Annotated in this window: 19 protein-coding genes; 5 read left to right on the top strand and 14 right to left on the bottom strand. The window is 50.1% G+C overall.

Features of this window, described 5'->3' with window-relative positions:
* Positions 1 to 87 precede the first annotated feature (87 nt).
* A complete protein-coding gene (locus tag B152_RS0115290; RefSeq protein WP_020593303.1) occupies positions 88 to 870 on the top strand; it encodes an ABC transporter ATP-binding protein in 783 nt (260 codons plus the stop codon).
* A gap of 2 nt (positions 871 to 872) precedes the next feature.
* A complete protein-coding gene (locus tag B152_RS0115285) occupies positions 873 to 1,436 on the top strand; it encodes an IMPACT family protein (protein ID WP_020593302.1) in 564 nt (187 codons plus the stop codon).
* On the opposite strand, the gene B152_RS0115280 is transcribed toward B152_RS0115285, so the two are convergent.
* From B152_RS0115280 to phhA, 5 genes are all read right to left on the bottom strand, one after another.
* Complete coding sequence (locus tag B152_RS0115280; protein ID WP_157231116.1) at positions 1,423 to 1,692, bottom strand: hypothetical protein; 270 nt, start codon at positions 1,690 to 1,692, stop codon at positions 1,423 to 1,425. The genes B152_RS0115285 and B152_RS0115280 overlap by 14 nt on opposite strands.
* A gap of 158 nt (positions 1,693 to 1,850) precedes the next feature.
* On the bottom strand, positions 1,851 to 2,483 hold the full coding sequence (gene maiA / locus B152_RS0115275; protein ID WP_020593300.1) for a maleylacetoacetate isomerase: 633 nt from the start codon (positions 2,481 to 2,483) through the stop codon (positions 1,851 to 1,853).
* Between the two features lie 9 nt (positions 2,484 to 2,492).
* Positions 2,493 to 3,533, bottom strand: a complete 1,041-nt coding sequence (locus B152_RS0115270; protein ID WP_020593299.1) for a fumarylacetoacetate hydrolase family protein — start codon at positions 3,531 to 3,533, stop codon at positions 2,493 to 2,495.
* 88 nt (positions 3,534 to 3,621) lie between these two features.
* Positions 3,622 to 4,728, bottom strand: coding sequence for a 4-hydroxyphenylpyruvate dioxygenase (gene hppD / locus B152_RS0115265; RefSeq protein ID WP_020593298.1), 1,107 nt, complete (start codon positions 4,726 to 4,728; stop codon positions 3,622 to 3,624).
* 27 nt (positions 4,729 to 4,755) lie between these two features.
* A complete protein-coding gene (phhA, locus tag B152_RS0115260; RefSeq protein WP_020593297.1) occupies positions 4,756 to 5,565 on the bottom strand; it encodes a phenylalanine 4-monooxygenase in 810 nt (269 codons plus the stop codon).
* A 157-nt stretch (positions 5,566 to 5,722) separates the two neighbouring features.
* On the opposite strand from phhA, the gene B152_RS0115255 reads away from it, so the two are divergent.
* Positions 5,723 to 6,184: an Lrp/AsnC family transcriptional regulator gene (locus B152_RS0115255; protein ID WP_245549972.1), complete on the top strand. Its 462-nt coding sequence runs from the start codon at positions 5,723 to 5,725 to the stop codon at positions 6,182 to 6,184.
* Between the two features lie 16 nt (positions 6,185 to 6,200).
* Entirely contained in the window at positions 6,201 to 6,716 is a 516-nt protein-coding gene (locus B152_RS0115250; protein ID WP_020593295.1) for a GNAT family N-acetyltransferase, read from the top strand.
* A gap of 106 nt (positions 6,717 to 6,822) precedes the next feature.
* On the opposite strand, the gene ccoS is transcribed toward B152_RS0115250, so the two are convergent.
* From ccoS to B152_RS26060, 9 genes are all read right to left on the bottom strand, one after another.
* The gene (ccoS, locus tag B152_RS0115245) at positions 6,823 to 7,023 is read right to left on the bottom strand and encodes a cbb3-type cytochrome oxidase assembly protein CcoS (RefSeq protein WP_020593294.1); all 201 of its coding nucleotides are present in this window, start codon (positions 7,021 to 7,023) and stop codon (positions 6,823 to 6,825) included.
* A gap of 2 nt (positions 7,024 to 7,025) precedes the next feature.
* On the bottom strand, positions 7,026 to 9,296 hold the full coding sequence (locus B152_RS0115240; RefSeq protein ID WP_020593293.1) for a cation-translocating P-type ATPase: 2,271 nt from the start codon (positions 9,294 to 9,296) through the stop codon (positions 7,026 to 7,028).
* A 112-nt stretch (positions 9,297 to 9,408) separates the two neighbouring features.
* Positions 9,409 to 9,912 carry a FixH family protein gene (locus B152_RS0115235; protein WP_157231115.1) on the bottom strand — a complete coding sequence of 168 codons (504 nt, stop codon included), beginning with the start codon at positions 9,910 to 9,912 and terminating at the stop codon, positions 9,409 to 9,411.
* Positions 9,913 to 9,941: 29 nt separating this feature from the next.
* On the bottom strand, positions 9,942 to 11,417 hold the full coding sequence (gene ccoG / locus B152_RS0115230; RefSeq protein ID WP_020593291.1) for a cytochrome c oxidase accessory protein CcoG: 1,476 nt from the start codon (positions 11,415 to 11,417) through the stop codon (positions 9,942 to 9,944).
* Positions 11,418 to 11,507: 90 nt separating this feature from the next.
* Positions 11,508 to 12,377: a cytochrome-c oxidase, cbb3-type subunit III gene (gene ccoP / locus B152_RS0115225; protein WP_020593290.1), complete on the bottom strand. Its 870-nt coding sequence runs from the start codon at positions 12,375 to 12,377 to the stop codon at positions 11,508 to 11,510.
* A 2-nt stretch (positions 12,378 to 12,379) separates the two neighbouring features.
* Complete coding sequence (locus B152_RS0115220) at positions 12,380 to 12,529, bottom strand: cbb3-type cytochrome c oxidase subunit 3 (protein ID WP_020593289.1); 150 nt, start codon at positions 12,527 to 12,529, stop codon at positions 12,380 to 12,382.
* A 9-nt stretch (positions 12,530 to 12,538) separates the two neighbouring features.
* Positions 12,539 to 13,264 (bottom strand): cytochrome-c oxidase, cbb3-type subunit II, encoded by a 726-nt coding sequence (gene ccoO / locus B152_RS0115215; RefSeq protein ID WP_020593288.1) that lies wholly within the window; start codon positions 13,262 to 13,264, stop codon positions 12,539 to 12,541.
* Between the two features lie 14 nt (positions 13,265 to 13,278).
* Positions 13,279 to 14,949, bottom strand: coding sequence for a cytochrome-c oxidase, cbb3-type subunit I (gene ccoN, locus B152_RS0115210; RefSeq protein WP_020593287.1), 1,671 nt, complete (start codon positions 14,947 to 14,949; stop codon positions 13,279 to 13,281).
* A gap of 193 nt (positions 14,950 to 15,142) precedes the next feature.
* Positions 15,143 to 15,607 (bottom strand): hypothetical protein, encoded by a 465-nt coding sequence (locus tag B152_RS26060; protein WP_157231114.1) that lies wholly within the window; start codon positions 15,605 to 15,607, stop codon positions 15,143 to 15,145.
* Positions 15,608 to 15,772: 165 nt separating this feature from the next.
* On the opposite strand from B152_RS26060, the gene B152_RS0115195 reads away from it, so the two are divergent.
* Complete coding sequence (locus B152_RS0115195) at positions 15,773 to 16,513, top strand: cyclic nucleotide-binding domain-containing protein (protein ID WP_157231113.1); 741 nt, start codon at positions 15,773 to 15,775, stop codon at positions 16,511 to 16,513.
* Positions 16,514 to 16,803 lie beyond the last annotated feature (290 nt).

The following is a 16,803-nucleotide window of genomic DNA, read 5'->3' as shown; positions in this document are numbered from 1 at the left end:
CCGGGCTGGTTCAGTCGGGGTTCTGTGCTAGTCTAGCGCGCGTGGAGTGACGCGGGCAGTGAGGGGAATTCGGTGAGGGGGAATATTATGAGCGCTGTTCTCGAGGAAAAAACGGCTGTTCTTGATGTGCGGGAACTTACTAAGAGCTTTGGCCAGGTACGGGCACTGGACAAGGTAAACTTTTCGGTACAGCCAGGGCGTTCTCTTGTTGTGATTGGTGGATCAGGCAGTGGTAAAACCCTGCTTCTGAAGTCTATTCTCGGCGTTGTCACCACTGATTCGGGGCAGGTTCTGGTTGATGGCCAGGATATGACAGGACGAACCCGTGATAATGAAGATTTCCTCGACCGCTTTGGTATGTTGTTTCAGCAGTCTGCCCTTTTTGACAGTATGCCTGTATGGCGCAATATTGCTTTCAAGATTTTAAAGGGGCAGGGAGCGGATGAAACCGCGGCCAAGAAAGGGGCCGTTGAGGCTCTGGGAAGAGTTGGGCTGAGACCTGAGGTGGCTGATCTCTACCCGTCGGAACTTTCAGGGGGAATGCAAAAACGTGTCGGCCTGGCGCGTGCTTTTGCCGGGAGACCGGAGTTTCTCTTTCTGGATGAACCGACTGCTGGACTGGATCCTATTATGAGTAACTCTATTAGTGAGCTGATTATTGATATGAAGCAGGACAAAAATGTTACCTGCATGATTGTCAGCAGCGACCTGGCCTCGGTTCGAAAAATCTCTGATGATGTTTTGATGTTACATGAGGGGCAGGTAGTCTGGAGCGGACCGACCAAAGAACTGGATACAACGGACAATCCTTATGTTCAGCAATTTATAAAGAAGTCTGCCGTAGGCCCCATTGCGGTTATGACAGAGTAATAATGCAGCTTGTGGATAAAGAATTCCGGGCAGAAATCGAGGAGAGGAAATCTCGCTTTCTGTCCTATTTATTGCCTGAGAAAAACCTTACTCTGCGACTGGAAGAGCTTAAGGAAGAGCACAAGAAAGCCAATCACCATGTCTGGGCATTTCGAAGATTAAATGCCTATGGACAGGTAGAAGAGGGATCGTCTGATGACGGAGAACCTTCTGGAACATCTGGTCCACCAAGTCTCCGGGTTCTCCAGGGGAGTGACCTGATCAATACGGCGGTTATTACAGTCAGGTTTTTTGGTGGAACGAAGCTCGGTACCGGGGGGCTGGTACGGGCTTACTCTGAAAGTGTAAAGACGGTTATAGCTGAAGCGAGGTTCTTGCCTTATGTCCACTTGGCGAAACTGGAACTTTTTATCGCTTTCAAGGATATTTCTTATATGGAATATCTCTGTGCTCAACAAAAAATTGCAATTCTTGAGCGAAATTTTGGTTCAGAAGGCGCAGATTGTCTGTTCGAGGGGCCAGAAGAAGCACTCACTCAGTTGGAGCAGCAGTTCAGGTCTTCTTGAGTGCTTTTCTCAGGGCCTCTGAGGCCTTGAGGGAAGAAGCCAATTGATGGATTTCATTCCGGGCCAGCATCAAGGCTTCCCTGTCTTGCCGGGAAAGACTGTGTTCCGTCAGCCGATAATGGAAAAGACGATTAGCCTGCTTGTGCAGGATATCCCACTTGTTATTGGAATCCTGTACCAAAGACAAATGCTCCGTCGGCTCACGTTCGAGAACCGCTTCCAGATCCATTGAATGTTTTATTGCCCCCTGTTGCATCAGGCTTACCAGTTTTTTTGTGAATTATTAACGAAGTATTACTACAAATTTTAAATAATTACCAGCTTTTAACAAAAAGTCGAAAAAATCCCGGAAAATAGCCATTAATATGGTTAACATATGAGGAGGTGTGAAGAATACCCCAGTAGTATTGTCTTTTAGTTGAAATCTGGATGACTGCGGGTAAAGGCAGGGAGCAGGGACAAATTTTCAGCAACCCTGGTCAAAGTCGGGTAAGGCGAGAGGTCACAGGAAAAACGCTTGGCGTTGTAAACCTGAGGCATGAGACAAATGTCGGCGAATGTGATGTCCGAACCATAGCTGTATTTTCCTGCTGAGGTCAGGAACTTCTGTTCAATCGCCAGAAAACCTTCATGAACCCAGTGCTGATACCAGTCAGAAACCTGTTGTTCCTCAATTGAGGCTTCATGTTTCAGATAATTCAGGACACGAAGGTTATTTAAAGGGTGAATATCGCAAGCAATGATCTGGGCAATCGATCTGACTTCGGCTCGCTCAAAAGGGTTCCGGGGCAACAGGGGAGGGTCAGGGTAAACTTCTTCCAGATATTCCAAAATTGCCAGTGACTGCGTCAACACCTTCGGTCCGATTATCAGTGCGGGAACAAGTCCCTGTGCGTTGATTGTCCGATAGGATAATTCATGTTGCCCCCCGGTTTTGAGGTTGATCGGAATTTTTTGATAAGAGCGGTTTTTCAGTTCCAGGGCTATTCTCACCCGGTAAGAAGCTGAAGAACGATAATAATCATAGAGTTCGATCTCTATGGTCATAGACTTTTCCTATTCAAAAGCAGAGGTATAACGGACTTCTTCCTGGCAGATAGCATGTTCGACCACGAATTGGCTGATGGCACCAAACAAAGGATCTCCGTTCGGTCCTGGCATTTCGATACGTATATGATCTCCGAACTTCATAAAGCCTGTTTCTGGCTTGCCGCGGGCAATCATTTCCAGCATGCGTTTTTCAGCGAGGCAGGAAGATCCCACAGAAACGTCTCTGTTTGAGACAGTCCCGGAACCGATAATGGTACCAGCGCCCAGGTGTCTGGTTTTTGCTGCATGAGAAATCAGTTCAGCAAAATTGAAAGTCATGTCAATACCGGCATTCGGGCGACCAAATTCAACCTCGTTATATGTCGTCACCAAAGGAAGATGTACCTTGTACCCATTCCAGTGAGGTCCAAGTTCATCGGGCGTTATGGCAACAGGAGAAAAAGCCGAGGCAGGTTTGCTATGAAAAAAACCAAAACCCTTTGCAAGTTCTGCCGGGATCAGATTGCGTAGAGAGACATCGTTAACCAGGCATAACAGCTTGATGTGTCGTGGAGCCTGTTCCAAAGATACGTGCATAGGGACATCGTCGGTTATGACGGCAACTTCAGCCTCGAAGTCTATTCCGTAGTCTTCAGAGATGATTTCAACAGGAGCATGGGGACCGATCAGATGGTCAGATCCTCCCTGATACATCAGGGGATCGTGCCAGTAGCTTTCGGGCATGTCTGCGCCACGGGCTTTACGGACCAGTTCGACGTGATTGACATAAGCCGAACCATCAATCCATTGATAACAACGTGGAATGGGGGCCATACAGTCTGTGGCGTGAAAGGAAGCGTGTTCAGTTTCTTCCCCGGCATTCAGGCGGTGATATGCGCTTTCAAGACCAGGGGCTGTTGCTTCCCAGTCATCGAGGGCTTCTTGCATCGTGCCACATATTTCGGGCACTTCAATATAGCGGGAGAGCGTTCTGTCAACAACGACGAGCTTGCCATCCCGGGTTGGTTTCCCGTTTCTTCCTGTGTATTTCAGAGTAGCCAGTTTCATGCGGGTCCTCCAGTTATCTACTCCCCCGGCAGGAGTGAACGCCAGCCGGAGGAGCGGTTGTACTGTTCAGAAAGACTGATCAGACGGGTTACTCATCCTTGAGCACACCGCGATCAATCTGGTCCTGTTCCATGGATTCAAACAGGGCCTTGAAGTTTCCTTCCCCAAATCCTTCGTCTCCCTTGCGCTGGATGATTTCAAAGAAGATCGGACCAACACAGGTTTTGGTAAAGATCTGCAAGAGAATACCACCGTCTTCAGTCGGGGCACCATCCAGTAGAATACCGTGTTCTTTCAGACGGTTGACATCTTCGCCATGACCCGGAACACGTGTATCAAGATTGTTATAGTAGGCTTCAGGCGGTGCTGGCATGAAATCGACACCATTTTCACGCAGCTTGCGCACGGTTTCATAGATATCATCGGTTCCCATGGCAATGTGCTGGACACCTTCACCGTTGTAATCTTTCAGATACTCAGCGATCTGGGACTTATCATCGGCGGACTCATTAATCGGAATGCGGATGTTACCACAGGGGCTGGTCATGGCCCGGCTGTGCAGCCCGGTCAGTTTTCCTTCGATATCAAAATAGCGGATTTCGCGGAAATTGAAGAACTTCTCATAGAACTCGGCCCAGTAGTTCATCCGGCCCTGGAACACATTGTTGGTCAGATGGTCGATGTAGGTAAGGCCGACATCCTGCTGACTGCTGTCTTCACCAACGAGAGGAATAAAGTCGATATCATAAATCGTGCGGCTGCTCTGACGGTCCACGAGATAGACCAGACTCTCCCCCACCCCTTTGATTGCGGGGATGTTGAGCTCCATTGGCCCCACTTTACTTTCGTAAAGTTCAGCCCCAAGGGATTTGAGGTGTTTGGCTGTTTTTCCGGCATCCTGTACGGCAAAAGCAACAGCACAAACAGAAGAGCCATGCTCATTGGCAAACTCGGCAGCAAAGCTGTCAGGTTCTTCATTCAGGAGAAAGTTGATATTGTCCTGGGTAAAGAGGGTGACCTGTTTCGAACGGTGACGGGCTTTGGCCTTGAAGCCAAGGCTGGCCAGAAGTGCGCGCATGGGGGCTGGATTTTTGGTTGTGAATTCAACAAATTCAAAACCAAGCGTTCCGGCTGGATTGTCCCAGTGTGACTGTCCAACTGGTGTCGTTACGTTTTTTGAAGCTGTGTTAACCATTAAAATCTCCAACGGGAAGAGGAAAAACTAGTGTGTAAGAGTATTTGCGGAAGCGGGCAGGATCTCTTGATTGATGCTGCCAAGTGCCTTCGCTTCATCCATGATCGGAATCAGGTTTGATGTGATGGTTTCAAACAGCTGCTCGAAGCTGTCGATCACATAGTAGATCGGCTGGAATACATCGATCCGGTATTCGGTTCTGAAAATACTCAAGGGATCAAAATCCAGTTTGACCGGGACCGGACTGTCCATGCAGTAAACCGCCTCGCCGGAAGAAGAGGCCAGTCCAGCACCATAGATCCGCAGCCCTGCTGTGGTTCTGAGAAGTCCAAATTCGACAGTGAACCAGAAAAGTCGCTGCAACGACCACATGTATTTTTTGTCGACCGAGAGGGCAAGTTTGCCATACTCCTGAACGTAATCGGCGAAGGAATTGTTGGTCAGCATGGGGCAGTGGCCGAATATCTCATGGAACACATCAGGTTCCTTGATGTAATCAAAATCCTGGCGCAGACGGATAAAGGTTGCTGCGGGAAAACGTCTGTTCGCAAGAATGGAAAAGAAGTCTTTTGGCGGAATAACAGCGGGGACAGATTCAACGCCAAAACCTGTTGCCTCATAAAGGCGGGCGCTGACTTCTTTGAGCTGGGGAACCTTGTTGGCAGACAAACCCAGCAGATCAATTCCCCTGAGGAACTCTGGGCAAATCCGGCCATCAAGGATTTCGTGTTGCCGGGTTATCAGATCGTGCCAGATCTGGTTTTCTTCACTGTCGTAATGATACAAGCCCTGTTGGTCAGGTGTTTTTGATTCATAGACAGAGCCTTGATGCCCCATTTTATTCTCCCCAATGATCCAGCAGTTCTTCCTGGCCAATTCCGACTAAATTAGCTGGGTTTATTTTATGTTCAGCTTTGGGGAATGTTATTTCTATTATTGGGCGTTTATGTTTAAATACGCATAAAATATCCAATAATATATGGTAAATGGAATTGTGATTGATCTAGACCCCATCGATATTAAAATCCTGAGCCTGCTGCAGAAGGATTCTACCCTGCCGACAGCAGATATTGCCGAACGGGTTGGATTGTCACAGTCTCCTTGCTGGCGGCGGATTAAACGTTTTCGCGATGAAGGACTGATCCGCAAGGAAGTTTGCCTGCTTGATCCGAAAATTGTTGGCTTGGGTGTTACGGTTTTTGCGACGGTAACCCTGTTGCGTCATAGTGAGGAAAACGCGCGGCAGTTCGAGGCCATTGTTGCCCGGCGACCCGAAATCATGGAATGTTATACGGTAACTGGAGACAGAGATTATCTGTTGCGTATTGTGGCCAAAGATATTGAAGCCTATGACCGGATGATCACAGATCAATTCTTGCATCTGTCGATTATTCAGTCTGTCAGCTCACGCTTTGCCCTGCGTAGTCTGAAGTACACAACTGAATTACCACTTTAAAAAAGGTCTGTTACGGGTGATCGAGATACGACAGGAAGAACTGAAAGACCGGGGGGCGGTCTTACAACTTGTTCATGATGCTTTTGGGCAGTGGGATGAAAGCGACCTGATCAAGCGGCTCTATCAGGAAGAAGAGGTCTTGTTTGGTCTGGTTGCAGAAGAGGAGGGGAAAGTGCTCGGCCACATCCTCTTCAGTATTATGGAGGCCAAATCTCCGGAACTTATCCTTTCGGCTGCGGCCTTGGCTCCTTTGGCTGTGGATCCGGAGCGCCAAAAAGAAGGGATCGGCAGTAAACTGGTTGAGGCGGGGATTCAGGTCTGCAGGAATAATGAAGAACTGGCTGGAATTATTGTTCTGGGCGACCCGGATTATTATGAACGTTTCGGGTTTTCTTCAGAGTTGGCAGAAAAACTTGATGGACCTTTCACTGGCGAATGTTTTATGGCTTTGGAGTTTCGCAAGGGAGTTCTGCCGCTGGGGGCCAAAATCAGTTATGGCAAGGCCTTTGGCCTGGACGAAAAATCAGAGTAGGCGCGTCGCTGCTAGCAGCATTTGGGAAAGGCTTTGCTGAGCTCATCTTCCTGTTTACAGCGATTATTCAGCTCTTCCGGTGAAAGAGAAGGCCGGAGAGGGGGAATTATAACTTTTTTCCAGGTGCCTTGCTGACCTCGCTGTTTTGTTCCTCAGTTGGAGGGACGATATCGTCATCAAAAACTGCGCGATAGGCGGCACCGTCAAGATCGTCAAACTGCCCACTGCGCAGAGACCAGAGAAAAGCTGCCAGACCGAGCAGGCCCAATCCGAGGGCTACGGGAATAAGAAAGACAAGGGCAGACATGGTCAGCTTTCCTTTTCTGACAGGCGTAGACGCAGCGCATTCAAAGTGACAACAATCGAAGAACCAGACATGGCAAGTGCGGCGATCAGGGGGGTGACGTAACCGGCCATGGCAAGAGGTACCGCGACGGTATTATAGAGGATCGCCAGACCAAAGTTCTGAAAGATCAGAGCCTTTGCTTTTCGGGCGATAGAAATTGCCTCGATCATCGGTTTCAATCTGTTGCCCTGAAAGACAAAATCGGCGGCCGTTTGACTGATATCGGAGGCGGTTGCCGGAGATGCAGAAACAAAGGCTGTTGCCAGGGCAGGTGCATCGTTCAGGCCATCGCCGATCATCAGGACCTTTTTATTCTCCCGGGCGAGTTCTTCCAGCCGGATGATTTTATCTTTGGGATTGGCTTCTGCTCTCCAGATTTTTAATCCGAGTTCTTTTGCAGCAAGGGTGACTGTTGCCTTTCGGTCACCTGAAAGAAGTTCGGCAGACCCAAGATAATGTCTGGAAAGAGCAACGGCCCCGACGGCATCCTCCCGCAGACTGTCGGTAAAGGTAAAGCGTACCGATATCTTGTCACCACTGCTGAGCCAGAGTTCGCTGACTGTCTCGTTTTCATCAACTGCTTTGTCAAAACCACACCAGTGCCGATTACCTATTCTAACGCGTTGGTTATCCAGATACCCTTCCAGACCTTGCCCGGCTTCTTCATGAATATCTGTGAGGGGGATCAGCTTTCCAGTAAAAGCCTTCACCACTGCTTTTGACAGAGGATGTTTGCTGTGAAGGGCAAGAGAAGCAGCAAGTTGAAGATCGTTTTCTGTGACACTTTCCCGGTTGGTCAGGGTCGGTTTGCCTTCGGTAAGGGTCCCGGTTTTATCAAAGACGACGGCATCGGCATCGGCGAGACGTTCCAGCCCGTCCGCTGCCTTGACCAGAATTCCCCGCTTTAGCAACAGGCCACTGGCGACGACCTGAACCGTCGGCACGGCAAGCCCGAGGGCACAGGGACAGGTGATGATAAGAACGGCAACAGCGTTCATCAAGGCAGGGTGCCATCCACCGTCTCCCAGGATCCACCAACCGGCAAAGGTCAGGGCAGAAAGCAGATGGACAGCCGGGGCATAGATTTGGGCTGCCCTGTCTGCAAGCTGGACGTACCTGGCACGTCCCTGTTCCGCCGTTTCCATCAAACGGACAATCTCGGACAGAAGGGTCTGGTCATCCCTTGCGGTCACCTTGACCTCGATCGGGGCTGAAAGATTGAGTGTTCCAGCAAAGACGGCATCACCTGTTCCGGCGATCTGGGGCAGGGATTCCCCGGTTACCAACGCAGTGTCCAGTTCAGATTTGCCGCTAGTTATCTTGCCATCGACTGGAATTTTTTCCCCGACAGAGATGGCAACCTTCATCCCGGGTTCGATTGCCTCGACAGGCAGGGAAATTCTGCTGCCATCTTCTTTGATAACTGTCGCTGCGATCGCGCGGAGCGAGAGCAGATTTTGGGCCGCAGACTGGGCCCGGCTCCGCATCCGGCGATCCAAATAACGCCCGATAAGCAGAAAGAACAGCAGCATGACCGATGCATCAAAGTAGGCGTGTTTTGCACTTTGCAGGGTTTCGCTGACACTCATTCCGGCAGCCAGCAGCACCGCCAGGGAAATCGGCACGTCCATATTCAGGCTGCGGGCTTTCAAGGCTGCAAAGGCAGAGCGGAAAAAGGGTTGTCCGGAATAGGCCACGGTGGGCAGGGCGATCAGGGCAGATACCCAGTGCATGAGATCCCGGGTGGCAGGACCCATTTCATCCGCACCTGACCAGACAGCCACGGAAAGCAGCATCACGTTTGCCGCAGCAAAACCGGCAACCCCCATGGCTCGAAGCAGAGCCTTGTCTTCTTTTTCCGAAGCCGAAGTCAAAAGGGCAGGGTTGAAAGGTGTTGGAGGAAAATCCAGCTCGTCCAGCTTGTGGATGATTGCCTTGGCAGGGGTAACAGTTTCATCCCACAAAACAGAAAGCCGTTTGGTAGAAAGGTTAACCCGGGCAGATCTGATCCCGGGGAGTTTTTTCAGATTACCTTCAATCAGGCGGATGCAGGAGGGGCAGTGAATAGAGTCTATGATCAGGTTCAAAGACGAAAGCCCGTCTTCGGAGGTAAGGACATAGGCGGTAGGGTCAATACTGGGCTCGACGGCTGATTCGTACACAGCCTTGGCTGGAGATATCGGTGAAGCCGGTTGGGGCAGGGAAGAGGAGCAACCCGCTGTTGCTTCCATCATCTGACCTGTCTTTTCCTTTGAACAGCAGTTCTTGGCAGGCGGATGAGAGCCCGTCTGTGCAGGTACATTTTTCGATGTGTTGTTACCAGAGCAGCATTGAGACATTTGCGACCTACTTTACGATAAAGCGCTGTTCAAGTTGATAGCTTGTACCGCTCGGAGAAATTGCTTTCAGGCTGACATGCCATTGCCCTGGCAAAGGCAGATCAAGAATGGCCTGATACATACCTTTTGTGCTTTCACCAAGTGTGACGGTCTGGTCGTATTTCTGCAGGGTTGGGCGGCCGATAAGGGCCGTCACGGTGAAGCCGGAAAGGGCCGTTCCTTCCTGATCTGCCAGGGTGAAGTCAAGGCTGTGCTGCTGGCCTGTCTTTGCCAGTACCAGCGTATTACGCCATCCCAGAGCCTGCTGATTTTTGGCGGCTTCAAGCGTCTGATTGTATTTTAATCCATCAACATAGGCTGTCTTGCTCGATAAACCGGTCCAGGTATCTGTCGCCAGAAATATGAAGGCGATGTTTATTGCAATCACAACGCCAAAAAATCCCAGAATCCAGACCAGAAAATGCTTGCCGGTAAATCTTTCTTTTTCCCGATCCGAAGTTTTATTGGTCATAGGTGAGAAACTTTCCATTGAGGTCATTGTCATTTTTCCGGTCCGATAAAGACGCTGTCATAGGTAACAGAGTTCCCGTTTTCAGTATCAGTGACAGTGATGGTGACAGGCTCTGAAGCAGAGGCAAGATCTGCTTCATTAACAGAAATGAAGAGATGGACGCTCCGCAAACTATCTGGCTTGACCTCGACAATCGGTGCAGCTCCATTGTCTTCGATGTCATTTATCTTAAGTGTCTCGACTGGCAGGCCATCAACGGATACGGCAAATTGCCGGACGCTGCGTTCCTTGTTAAGAATCTTAACTGTATAGCCATTGCGGATGCTGCCATCCGACAGCTTGACGAAGATCGGGTTCCGATCTCTGAGAACATTGAGATCCAGAGAAGAGCGGGTCACCAGAACATAGCTCATCACGGCGCAGACGAACAGAATGGCGAAAGCATAGACTACTGTGCGCATGCGCAGGAGCGTAAATTGCTCCGCCTTACCGGCAATCCTCCGGGCGAGATTGGCATCAGTGTCATAGGCAATCAGGCCACGTGGTGTACCCATCTTGTCCATAATGGCATCACAGGCATCGATACAAAGGGCGCAATTGATACATTCAAGTTGGGAACCATCTCTGATATCAATCCCCATAGGGCAGACTACGACGCATTGTTTGCAGTCGATACAATCTCCAAAGCTTTCATCATCGTGGGCTTTTTTTGCCCGGCCCCGCGGTTCTCCGCGATCCAGTTTATAGGTAACCTGAAGTGAATCCTCATCCATCATGGCTCCCTGGATGCGGGGCCAGGGGCACATGTAGATACAGACCTGTTCACGCGCCAGCCCCCCAAGGGTATAGGTGGTGAAGGTCAACAGCGCGACAAAGCTGTAGGCCATTATGTCAGCCTGAAGGGTGAAAAGCTCGACAAACAGGGTCGGTGCATCAGCAAAATAGAAGACCCAGGCACCACCTGTGGCGATGCCGATTAACAGCCATATCGTGTGCTTGAGACAGTATTTTCCAATTTTTTCCAATGACCAGGGGGCCCGATGAAGCTTGATACGGGCATTGCGATCGCCTTCAACCCAGCGCTCGACAGCAATAAACAGATCAGTCCAGACCGTCTGGGGACAGGAGTAACCACACCAGACCCGGCCAAACAGACTGGTGAAAAAGAAAAGCAACAAGGCGGCAACAATCAGAATGCCTGTAATGTAATAGACTTCCTGTGGCCATAACTCGATAAAGAAAAAGTAAAAACGATTACCCGGAAAATCAATCAATACCGCCTGGTCAGGTGCGCCCGGACCACGATCCCATCTGAGAAAAGGAACAAGGTAATAGATTGAAAGGGTGATGATCATAATCAGCCATTTCAAGCGGCGGAACTGGCCTACAGCGCGCTTGGGGAAAATCGGTTCCCGCTTTTTATAAAGCGTCCGGTTTTCTTTTTTATTGACGGCATCCACTTCGATGGTGGCGTCTCTGACGATATCTTCCAGCTTGGTACTCATTCTCTGGCACGGTTCTTTTCTGACGGGTCGTGATTATTTTCTGATTTGAAAGTTCTGAGGGAGTGATCGTGTCACTCCCTCAGGTAAATCTTATTCACCGCCGCCAAGGGCATGAACATAGATACTGAGTGCCTTTACAGTGACAGGATCAAGCCGGGCTTCCCAAGTTGGCATGACGCCCTTCCTGCCATAGGAAATACTCTGAACGATGGTGGCTTTGTCGCCGCCATAGAGCCAGAGGCTGTCGGCAAGGTTCGGGGCACCAAGATCACGGTTTCCAAGACCGCCTTCGGAATGGCAGGCGACACAGTTGTCGACAAACAGTTCTTCACCGCGGCGAGCCGCCTGGGCATCAGTGGCTGTTCCGGAAAGGGACATAACATATTCAGCCACGTCCGAAATTTCGGATTTTTCCAGGATTTCGTCGCGCAGGAAAGCCGACATGTCGTTGACCCGGGTATCCTCATGTGTTGAACGGATGCCATAGGCAATGGTGGTATGGATATCTTCCAAAGAACCACCCCAGAGCCAGTGATCATCGTTCAGGTTGGGATAGCCTTTCCCGCCCTGGGCACCACTGCCATGACAGCCACTACAGTTGTCGCCAAAAGCAGCTTTGCCGGCAGCCAGCGCATACTGGTTCAGGGTGTCATCCTTAACGATTTCCTCCAGCGAGGAATTCAGGATCTGCTGGTCCCATTCTGCTCTGCTTGCTTTGACCGCAGCCAGTTCATTTTGAACGATACTCCTTTGGGAATATCCCAGCATACCTTTGGTGTAGTCGGAGATCCCGGGCCAGGCAGGCATGGCAATCCAGTAAACCACGGACCACAAAACAGAGGCGTAGAAGACCCATAGCCACCAGCGTGGCAGGGGATTGTTGAGTTCTTCGATATCGTCCCACTTGTGACCGGTGGTATCGACGCCGGAAATCTCGTCTTTTCTCGGAGTTCCTGCCATGACTAGTCATCCTCTAGTGGAATATTGGCGGCGTGATCGAACTTGTCCTTGTTCCGGGGCCAGAGGGCATAGACCACACCGGCGAGAAACATGATGACGAGATAAACCAGACCCCAGGTTTGTGAAAAATGTGAAACATCACTGTAATCCATGAAAATCTCCTAACGCAGGTCCGGGCCATCGGCTTTATAGGCCGAAAAGTCCACCAGGGTTCCGAGCATTTGCAGGTAGGCAATCAGGGCATCCATTTCAGAAAGAACCTTTGGATTTCCATCAAAATCACGTACCTGCGCCTTGGGATAACGGGCGAGAAGGCCATCAGTGTCTGCATCAGGATCAACCTGGCTGCGAACATCTTCCATGGCGGTTTCGATCATCTCGTCACTATAAGGCACGCCGACCATGCGGTTGGCTTCCAGATGTTCCTTCATGTCCTTGTAGTACAAAGGAGTATCCAGCAGGAATGGATAACCTGGCATAACCGATTCAGGAACGATCCCCCGCGGGTTGACGAGATGCTCGCGATGCCAGTCATCTGAGTATTTGCTGCCGACACGGGCGAGGTCGGGCCCGGTCCGTTTCGATCCCCATTGGAAGGGATGGTCGTACATGGATTCTGCTGCCAGAGAATAAGGCCCATATCGTTCGACCTCATCCTTCAGTGAGCGGATCATCTGGGAATGGCAGTTGTAACATCCCTCGCGGATATAGATGTTTCTGCCCGCGAGTTCGAGTGGAGAATAAGGGCGCATGCCCTTAACCTTTTCAATGGTGCTTTCCAGAAAGAACAGCGGTGCAATTTCGATCAGCCCACCGATGGAGACAACAATGAGAATGCCGATCAGGAGAATGATCGAGTTCTTTTCGAATACTTCATGTTTTATCATAACTCATACCCTCCTTATGCGGCTGCTACGGGGCTGGGAACAGCTTCAGGCGGTAACGAGCGGCTTTCCACTCTAAGATCGCCACGGGCTGTACGCCAAAGGTTGTAGGCCATGATCAGAGCGCCAACGACGAAGAAGGCTCCACCGATAGCCCGGATCCAGTAGAAGGGGTTCATTGCTTCGACTGTTTCCACAAAGGAGTATTCGAGGAAGCCCAGATCGTTATAGGCACGCCACATCAGCCCCTGAAGGATACCTGACACCCACATGGAGGTGATGTAGAGCAGGATACCGAAAGTCGAAATCCAGAAATGATAGCTTACGAGTTTCAGGGAATAGAGTTGTGTGCGATTCCAGAGCCAGGGAACAAGGCAATAAAGAGCCCCGAAACTGACATAGGCGACCCAGCCCAATGCACCGGAATGGACGTGACCGATGGTCCAGTCGGTATAGTGACTGAGTGAGTTCACGGCCTTGATCGCCATGACCGGTCCTTCGAAAGTGCTCATGCCGTAAAAGGCAACAGAAACGACGAGCATGCGCAGGACAGGATCAGTACGCAGTTTGTCCCAGGCACCTGAAAGTGTCATGAGGCCGTTGATCATGCCACCCCACGAGGGCATCCACAGCATGATAGAGAAAGTCATTCCAAGGGTCTGGGCCCAGTCAGGCAGGGCTGTATAGTGCAGATGGTGAGGGCCCGCCCAGATGTACATGAAGATCAGAGACCAGAAATGCACAATCGACAGACGGTAGGAATAAACCGGGCGTCCCGCTCGCTTGGGCACGAAATAATACATGATGCCCAGAAACCCGGCTGTCAGGAAAAAACCCACTGCATTATGCCCATACCACCATTGGGTCAGGGCATCCTGAACACCGGCAAAAAGAATGTAACTCTTGGAACTGGTCCAGGAGACAGGAACGGCGAGGTTGTTGATGATGTGCAACATGGCGATCGTCGCGATAAAAGCGAGATAGAACCAGTTGGCAACGTAGATATGCGGTTCCTGACGTTTCCAGAGAGTACCCAGAAAAACGAAGAGATACACAACCCAGACAAGGGTTAGCCACAGATCGGTATACCACTCCGGTTCTGCATATTCCTTGCCCTGTGTGGCCCCCATCAGATAGCCGGTGGCGGCAATCACGATAAAAAGCTGGTAGCCCCAGAACACAAACCAGGGGGCAAAGGTCCCTGGTAAGCGGGCCTTACAGGTGCGCTGAACAACATAGAAGGAAGTCGCAATAAGAACGTTTCCACCAAATGCAAAGATCACCGCCGAGGTGTGCAGAGGGCGCAACCGTCCAAAATTGAAAAAAGAAGTATCAAAATTCAGATCTGGATAGGCGAGCTGAAAGGCGATTGTGTCGCCAGCGAGAAATCCTGCGATGCCCCAGAATACGGAAGCAATGACACCCGCTTTGATAATATCAAGATTATACTGGATTGAGGTCCCGGCGGGCTGGTCTGCAAGGCGTTCCGAGTTGTCGAAGTATGCCTTGATGATTCCAAAAAGTCCGAGGATGAAAGCCCCTGCAAAGATGTATGCATGAACAGACATCACCGGGTCTTCTGTGCGTGCGGCTGTCAAGGTGGCATAAAAAGCACCTATAAGCAGCGCGCCGGCTGTTACCCATCCATCGACGGATAACCGAGCATTTGCGGTTATTTCCCGAGTCATTCCTGAAGTCGCCTTATTATTAAGAACGTGGTTTTATCTGGCCGAAGTGGACTTCCGGCACACGTTTACCCTACGCTCTATCTATAAAAAGGCATTGATCTAGGTCAATGTTACGGGTTGACGCACCCGCTAAAGCCATTTTGTAGCGGGTGGGATATATCAGTAGCGAAGCTGCTGTTGGTTAAAGGGATGATCAATTCAGTTTTTTGCACAACCTCGTTGCGTCACAAAGATAGCCTCTGTCTGACATCTGGCTTGGGATAGACTTACTGTAGCTGCTGTGTGGAATGGGACTGTGTTTAACATCTATGGTGATATGAATGGCCTGACAGTCTCGGCTTCTTGCCTGTTCTTCCAGCCAGTTCAGCAGAGTCCCCGAAATATCATTACGGCCTAAAATATCAGCGGCAACGTAGTTGGTAACATCCATAACCCTTTGATGCATAACATCTTCAATTATCTTATAACAGAGTACTCCCATATGATAATTTGTCGCATTCCTGACTGTGATAATACCACATTCCCGGGTGTTGCGGCCGGTGAAGCTGTCAACATACTGCTGCCATTGTTTAGCAGTGATGTCGCTCTTGACCATTTGTATCAGAGGCAGGACTTGTTGACTTTTACTTTGGTCAAGTGGGGTGATGGCAAATTGCACAGCAGTTACTCGCTCAGAGGTTGAACCTTATCAAACAAACAGCTAAGTTCAGGTGTGTCTTTGATGTAGGTCAATATGACGCATGCAAAATAAAGTCTTCACGGTTTGCCAAGTGATGCTGTGGTAGTATCACTGCGACATAACAATCTGTCAGGAATATCAGATATGAGAAGTCATTCTCACACGGCAAACGCTGTTACTGCTCAGTCTGAAGCTTATTCTCCCTGCGAGAATTGTAATGTTGCAGGAATGAGCCTTTGTCATGCGTTGTCCTGTGAAGAGTTGCGCGAGCTTTCTGCGATTTCGACCAGCCTGGAGGTTGGCCGGGGTGTGACAATTATTAACGAGACAGATCCCGCAGAATATTTGTTTAACGTGACCGCTGGCTCGGTCAAACTTTTCAAGCTCTTGCCAGACGGCCGCCGTCAGATGACAGGTTTCCTCTTTCCGGGTGATTTCCTCGGGATTGCCATGAACGATCTTTATGCCTATTCGGCTGAGGCGCTTGAAGATTCCAGACTTTGTCGTTTTCCCCGTGAAAAGCTTGAAGGACTTTTAAACAGATTGCCCCAGCTTGAGCACCGTTTGTTGAATATGGTGTCGCATGAATTGGTTCTTGCCCAGGATCAGATGCTGCTGTTAGGCAGGAAGACAGCTGTTGAAAAGGTCAGCAGCTTTCTGATTTCGCTTGTTAAGCGGGCTGGTAAGCCTTCAACAGAGCGACAACTGGTGGCGTTGCCCATGGGGCGTTCCGATATCGGTGACTATCTTGGCCTGACAACAGAAACAGTCAGCCGGACTCTGACTAATCTCAAGAAGCAGAAGATTATCGCCATTCCTTCGGGGGGCGGTATTGAAATTCTTGATCAGGAAAGTCTGGATGAACTGGCTGAGGGGCTGGATTAGACTATATCGCTGGATAAAGTTTACAGGTAGTCTTGACCAGATAGCCTTGGTTGTCGTGCATCCTTCCAAAAGCTCTTGCCTTTAAGTTTTGGAAATTCTTGAGCATTTATTGCAAATTTGCTACACAACTCAGATTGAGTTTCCGGGAATTTGTTCCCCGGTAAAAAGCTTCGGGAAAAGGTCCCTGTACGCTGCCGGTGGCGCGATTGGGGGTACTTCCTGAAGCAGGCTGCTTATCGTGCAATGTGTAAGCCACGATCCGGGGATGCAAGTGTCATCCTACGGGAGGA

The organism is Kiloniella laminariae DSM 19542 (assembly GCF_000374005.1).
Taxonomy (GTDB): Bacteria; Pseudomonadota; Alphaproteobacteria; order Kiloniellales; family Kiloniellaceae; genus Kiloniella; species Kiloniella laminariae.
The sequence above is the reverse complement of the archived record's forward strand: the minus strand, read 5'-3'. Positions and strand labels throughout refer to the sequence as shown.